Annotated in this window: 5 protein-coding genes; 4 read left to right on the plus strand and 1 reads right to left on the minus strand. The window is 69.3% G+C overall.

Translation table 11 applies throughout. The features are described from left to right. Positions 1 to 7: 7 nt before the first annotated feature. The 4 genes from purF to ACYQ1H_RS09370 all read left to right on the plus strand — a co-directional run bounded on the left by purF (position 8) and on the right by ACYQ1H_RS09370 (position 4,531). Complete coding sequence (gene purF / locus ACYQ1H_RS09355; RefSeq protein ID WP_460027779.1) at positions 8 to 1,516, plus strand: amidophosphoribosyltransferase; 1,509 nt, start codon at positions 8 to 10, stop codon at positions 1,514 to 1,516. Between the two features lie 13 nt (positions 1,517 to 1,529). Then, on the plus strand, positions 1,530 to 2,717 hold the full coding sequence (locus ACYQ1H_RS09360) for an O-succinylhomoserine sulfhydrylase (RefSeq protein WP_460027780.1): 1,188 nt from the start codon (positions 1,530 to 1,532) through the stop codon (positions 2,715 to 2,717). 39 nt (positions 2,718 to 2,756) lie between these two features. Beyond that, on the plus strand, positions 2,757 to 4,103 hold the full coding sequence (locus tag ACYQ1H_RS09365; RefSeq protein WP_460027781.1) for a UDP-glucose dehydrogenase family protein: 1,347 nt from the start codon (positions 2,757 to 2,759) through the stop codon (positions 4,101 to 4,103). Positions 4,104 to 4,192: 89 nt separating this feature from the next. Continuing rightward, the gene (locus ACYQ1H_RS09370) at positions 4,193 to 4,531 is read left to right on the plus strand and encodes a hypothetical protein (protein WP_460027782.1); all 339 of its coding nucleotides are present in this window, start codon (positions 4,193 to 4,195) and stop codon (positions 4,529 to 4,531) included. Here the strand turns inward: ACYQ1H_RS09370 and ACYQ1H_RS09375 are convergent. After that, the coding region (locus ACYQ1H_RS09375; protein ID WP_460027783.1) for an iron-containing redox enzyme family protein at positions 4,486 to 6,559 on the minus strand (2,074 nt) is incomplete at its 5' end. The genes ACYQ1H_RS09370 and ACYQ1H_RS09375 overlap by 46 nt on opposite strands.

A 6,559-nucleotide genomic window follows, 5' to 3' on the forward strand; every position in this document is an offset into this window, starting at 1 on the left:
GACGACTATGTGCGGTATTGCCGGAATCGTGTCCCATGAGGACGTCAACCAGGAACTTTATGAAGCGCTCACGGTGTTGCAGCACCGCGGCCAGGACGCGGCCGGGATCGTCACCTGCGAGGGTGACCGGTTCCACCTGCGCAAGGACAGCGGGCTGGTTCGCGATGTTTTCCATACCCGTCACATGCTCAACCTGCGTGGCACCATGGGGATCGCCCATGTGCGCTATCCGACCGCCGGCTGCACCACCTCGGCCGAGGCGCAGCCGTTCTACGTGAATTCGCCCTATGGCATCACGCTGGCCCACAACGGCAATCTCACCAACGCCGAAACCCTGAAGAAGGAGCTGTTCGTCCAGGACCAGCGCCATCTCAACACCGATTCGGATTCCGAGGTCCTGCTGAACGTGTTTGCCCACGAGCTGCACGAGCTGGGCAAGCTGCGCATCGGCCCGGAGGATGTCTTCCACGCGGTGGCCGGGGTGCACGCGCGCTGCCGCGGCGCCTATTCCGTCGTGGCCATGATCACCGGATTCGGGGTGCTGGCCTTCCGCGACCCGCACGGCATCCGCCCGCTGATCTACGGCGAGCGCAAGACCGATCGCGGGACCGACTACATGTTCGCTTCCGAAAGCGTCGCCCTAGATGTGCTGGGCTTCGCCACCGTGCGCGACCTGGAGCCCGGCGAAGCCATCTTCATCGAGCGCGACGGCACCCTGCATGCCCGCCAGTGCGCGCGGCAGACCAGCCTGTCGCCCTGCATCTTCGAGTACGTCTATTTCGCCCGGCCCGATACCATCATCGACAACATCTCGGTCTACAAGGCGCGGCGCCGCATGGGCGACAAGCTGGCCGACAAGATCCGCCGCCTGCGCCCCGACCACGACATCGACGTGGTCATCCCCATCCCCGACACCAGCCGCACGGCGGCGCTGCAACTGGCCAACAAGCTGAAGGTGAAGTACCGCGAGGGCTTCATCAAGAACCGCTACATCGGCCGGACCTTCATCATGCCGGGCCAGCAGCTGCGCAAGAAGTCGGTGCGCCAGAAGCTCAACGCCATCAGCATGGAATTCAAGGACCGCAACGTGCTGCTGGTGGACGATTCCATCGTGCGCGGCACCACGTCCGAGCAGATCATCCAGATGGCCCGCGATGCCGGCGCCAACAAGGTCTATCTCGCCTCGGCCGCGCCGCCGGTGCGCTACCCCAACGTCTACGGCATCGACATGCCGGCCGCCGAGGAGCTGATCGCCCATGACCGCACCGAGGCCGAGATCGAGCATGCCCTGGGCTGCGACTGGCTGATCTACCAGGACCTGCCGGATCTGATCGACGCGGTGCAGCGCGGCAATCCCGCGATACGGCGCTTCGATACCTCCTGCTTCAACGGCGAGTACGTTACCGGCGACGTCAATCAGGCCTACCTCGATCGGCTGAGCCATCACCGCAACGACCAGGCCAAGGCCAACCGGCAGGGTTCGGCCTCGACCATCGGCCTCTACAACGTCGGCTAGGGAGACCAGGATCATGGACGAAATCGACTGGAGCGGGTTTCATCCGGACACACAGGCCATTCGCGCCGGCCAGCACCGCACGCCCGAGGGCGAGCATGCCGAGCCGATCTTTACGACCTCCAGCTATGTCTTCGGCAGCGCCGCCGAGGCGGCCGCCCGCTTCTCCGGCCAGGTACCCGGCAACATCTACTCGCGCTTCACCAATCCCACCGTCCGCACCTTCGAGGAGCGCCTGGCGGCGCTGGAGGGTGGGGAGCGCTGCATCGCCGTCGCCTCCGGCATGGCGGCCATCGCCAGCCTGGCGTTCGGGCTGCTCAAGGCCGGCGATCACGTGCTGTGCTCGCGCGGGGTGTTCGGCAATACCGTGCTGCTGTTCCAGAACTACCTGGCCAAGTTCGGCGTGGAAACGACCTTTGTCGACCTGACCGACGCGGCCGCCTGGGCGGCCGCGATCCGCCCGGCGACCCGGCTGCTGTTCGTCGAGACGCCATCCAACCCGCTGACCGAGATCGCCGACATCCCCCGGCTGGCGGACCTGGCCCACCGGCATGGCGCGCTGCTGGCGGTCGACAACTGCTTCTGCACGCCGGCCCTGCAGAAGCCGCTGGCGCTGGGCGCCGACATCATCATCCACTCCGCCACCAAGTACCTGGACGGGCAGGGCCGTTGCGTGGGCGGCGCCATCGTCGGCGAGCGCGAACTGCTCGACAGGCATGTCTATCCCTTCCTGCGCACCGGCGGGCCGACCATGAGCCCCTTCAACGCCTGGGTATTCCTCAAGGGGCTGGAAACCCTGGGGCTGCGCATGCGTGCCCACAGCGACAATGCCCTCGCTCTCGCCACCTGGCTGGAGCGGCAGGCCGTGGTCGAGCGGGTCAACTATCCCGGCCTGCCGTCCCACCCCCAGCATGCGCTGGCCATGCGCCAGCAGACGGCGGGCGGCGGGATTGTCAGCTTCGAGGTCCGCGGCGGGCGCGAGGCCGCCTGGCGAGTCATCGACGCCACCCGGCTGCTGTCCATCACGGCCAATCTCGGCGACGTCAAGACCACCATCACCCATCCGGCCACCACCACGCACGGGCGCCTGACCGCGGACGAGCGCGAGGCCGCCGGCATCCGCGAGGGCCTGATCCGCATCGCCGTGGGGCTGGAACACATCGACGATATCCGCGCCGACCTGCAACGCGGCCTGGATGGCTGAGCCCCGCGACCTTCCATCACTGCTTCGGGAAAACCTGTCATGAAAGTCACCATCTTCGGGTCCGGCTATGTCGGACTGGTCACCGGCGCCTGCCTGGCCGAAGTCGGCAACGAGGTCGTCTGCGTCGACATCGACCAAGGCAAGATCGACCGGCTCAACCAGGGCGAGGTGCCCATCCACGAGCCGGGACTCGACGCGATCATCGCCCGCAACCGGGCGGCCCAGCGGCTGCGTTTCACCACCGATGTCGACCTGGGCGTGGCCCACGGCCTGTTCCAGTTCATTGCCGTCGGCACGCCGCCCGACGAGGATGGCTCGGCCGATCTCCAGTATGTCACCGCCGTCGCCCGCGCCATCGGCGAGCGCCTGCACGATTACCGCATCGTGGTCAACAAGTCGACGGTGCCGGTCGGTACCGCCGACAAGGTGCGGGACACCATCCGCGCGGTCCTCTCGGAGCGGCAGGCGGCGATCGAATTCGATGTCGTCTCCAACCCCGAATTCCTCAAGGAAGGCGCCGCCATCGAGGATTTCATGAAGCCGGACCGCATCGTCGTCGGCACCGACAACCCGCGCACCACCGAACTGCTGCGGGCGCTGTACGCGCCGTTCAACCGCAACCACGACCGCCTGGTATGCATGGACATCCGCTCCGCCGAGCTGACCAAGTACGCCGCCAACGCCATGCTGGCGACCAAGATCAGCTTCATGAACGAGCTGGCCAACCTGGCCGAGCGACTCGGCGCGGACATCGAGAAGGTGCGCGTCGGCATCGGCTCCGACCCGCGCATCGGCTATCACTTCATCTATCCGGGCTGCGGCTATGGCGGCTCCTGTTTCCCCAAGGATGTCAAGGCGCTGGAACGCACCGCCCGCGAGGTGGACTATTCGGCGCAGCTGCTGCAAGCGGTGGAAGGCGTCAACGAGCGGCAGAAGCTGCGGCTGTTCGAAAAGCTGGCGGCCTATTTCCAGGGCCGGCTGCAGGGCCGCACCTTCGCCCTCTGGGGCCTGGCCTTCAAGCCCAATACCGACGACATGCGCGAGGCGTCCAGCCGCGTCCTCATGGAACGGCTGTGGGCCGCCGGCGCCCGTGTGCGGGCCTTCGATCCCGTCGCCCGGGACGAGGCGCGGCGCCTGTACGGCGAGCGTGCCGACCTGGTGCTGTGCGACAGTCCCGAGGCCACCCTGGAGGGGGCCGACGCGCTGGTCATCGTGACCGAGTGGAATGTCTTCCGCAGTCCGGATTTCGACATGATCAGGTCGACGCTCTCGCACCCGGCCATCTTCGACGGCCGCAACCTCTACGATCCCGCCCGCCTGAAAAGCCTGGGGTTCGACTACTTCGGCATCGGCCGGGGCGAGGCCACCCGCGCCCCCGGCGCGTAGAATTCGGCGCGGCCTCGTTCCGGCGCACCCGGATCGGGCACGGCCGGCACCGCGGTAAGCTTTCCCGCTGGACACACGGAGGACAGGCGATGCATTCGGGAGCGCGCAGGCCGTCGGCGAGCGGCCCATGGTCGGACGAGCAGCTGGACCGCTGGGCGCGCCTGCGGCGCGGCGGCACGCGGCACTTCATCTGGTCGCATGGGGTGCTGCGCTGGGGCGGCTTCATGTTCTGGTTTTCCCTGGCGGTGTTCCAGTACGCGCATTTCGGCACGCCCTTCAGCCTGGAGGGCAACTGGCTGTTGCGCGTGCTGCTCGCGCTGCTGACCTGGACCTTCGTCGGCTATGGGTACGGGCGCTCGCAATGGCATCGCAACGAGGCCATCTACCGGCGCCAGCGCCCGGACGCTACCGCCGGACTGGAGGCCTGAGCCGGCTCGCCGGGTGCCCGGCCGCCCGGCTCGGCGACCCGCCAGCCCAGCCGGTGCAGGGCATAGCGCAGCAGGATGCCGGCCGACAGGCGCAGACTGGCGACAGCGAACATCCGGTAGCCGCAGCCGATCCGCGCCCAGGCCGACGCGACCGCAGCGTCGCCCTCGTGCTGGCGCAGGTCCTCCAGATAAAGCTCGATGGCCTGCCGCGCCCGCGCGGTGTGTCCCGAGGCGGGATTGTCGATGGACAGGTGCAGCCGGACGATGGTCGGGTCCATGCCATGCCGGCGGAGGATATCCACGGCCCGCAGGTAGCCCGCGCCGAGACCGCTCAGCTCGATGGCAAGGTTGAGACCCAGCCGCTCCGCCCGAAACCGTTCGCCGGCCAGTCCCATCGCCAGCAGGCAGGCGGGGATGTCGAAGGCCGCGTTCATGCAGCCGGGCTGGTCGACGAAGGCGGGGTCCGCCAGTTCCGGCAGCGCGATCCCTTGGCTTTCCAGCAGCCGCCGGTAGACGTTCGGGTGATGCCAGTCGGGCCGGCCCTCGCCCAGTTCGTCGACCAGTATCTGCAACAGGTGGCGGTCGCTGGCAGTGAGCGTTTCGGCCGCCCCGGCGCTGCCCGCGAGCCAGGCGCCGTCCACTAGGATCGCCGGGGCCAGTTGCAGCAGGGTCCAGCGGCAGAACGCGCGGTCTACCGCCGGCGCCCTGGCCAGCGGCCGATAGCGGCCGACTTCGGCGCGGTGCCGCGCCGCGATGAAATCGCCCAGAACACCGGTTGCATAGCTTGTCGGCCAGCCCTTGCGGTGCAAATAGGCCAGCCGGCGTGCCCACCCCAGCCAGCGCGCCACGCAGGCGTCGGCCACCGGTTGCGCCTCGGTGGCCGACTCGCAGCGCAGCAGATGGCGGACGATATCCCTGACCTTGCGCGGCTGTGACGCGAGCGCCGCCGGCCCGGGTTCGCCGGCGGGCAGGACCGGGTCGACGACGGATGCCGGCCCTGCGGGTTGCGGTTCACCGCCTGAGGTAGGCGCGGCCAGCCAGGCGCGGATGGCGTCCTGTTCCCCGGCATCGAAGACGCCGAACATGGGACCGCCGAACGCCGTCGCCCGCAGCAGCCGGCTGCCGGCCGGACAGGTGCCACGGCCCGGCGGCGACTCGCGCAGGGCCGCGAGCAGCGCTGGCGTCTCCTGCGGACAGGACCGCAGCCAGTCGTCCAAGTTGCGGCCGGCCAGCCGGACCCGGCCGTGATAGCCGATGGCGTGCGGCAGCTTGGCGGTGACGATGGCGGCCATGCGGCTGGACGGAGCGGCCGCGGGCGTTTCCCGTGGCTCGGCCAGTGCCTGATACAGCCGGGAAAACGCTGCGACATAGAGCGCCGCGCCGGCGGCGACCCGGGCCGGGTCCAGGTCCGCCGCGGCGACCTCGGCCCGCAGGCCGGCCAGATGCCGCTGCCGCAACCGGCTGTCGGCCGGGTCGTCCCAGCTGGCGGGTTCGCGCGCCAGGTGGGCGAGGGTATAGCCGGCGATTTCGGCCGCCCGCGTCATCGGGTATTGGCTCAGCGCCAGGTGCAGCGCGGCCAGGGCCACGCCGGCTTCGGGCAGCGCCGGGTCGGCGAAGAACAGCGGGCTGCGCAGCTCTGGCAGGGTGATGCCCGCCATGACCAGCCTGGCCCGATAGCGCAGGGGCGGGGCGTCCGCGGGCGATTGCAGCCCGACCAGTTCCGTGAACAGCTGCAACAGCCGATTCGTCAGCGGGCGATGACTGGTGGCCGGCAAGGCGATGCGGGACAGCCACACACCTTCCAGCAGGCCGGCCGGCGCCAGGCCGGTTAGCCATCGCCTTTCCCCGTCCGTGCCGGGTGCCGGCCCGACATCCGGAGCCGGCCGCCAAGCTGTGCCGGGCGCGGTGCGGGCGTCGGCCAGTGCCGCTGCCTCGGCCAGGGCGGTCGCCAGCAGGCGATCGGCCGCTTGCCGATCGGCGGCTTGCCGGGGGCCGTTCAGCCAGCGCTGGCAGCGCGCGCGCAGCGGG

Source organism: Methyloparacoccus murrellii (genome assembly GCF_054657115.1).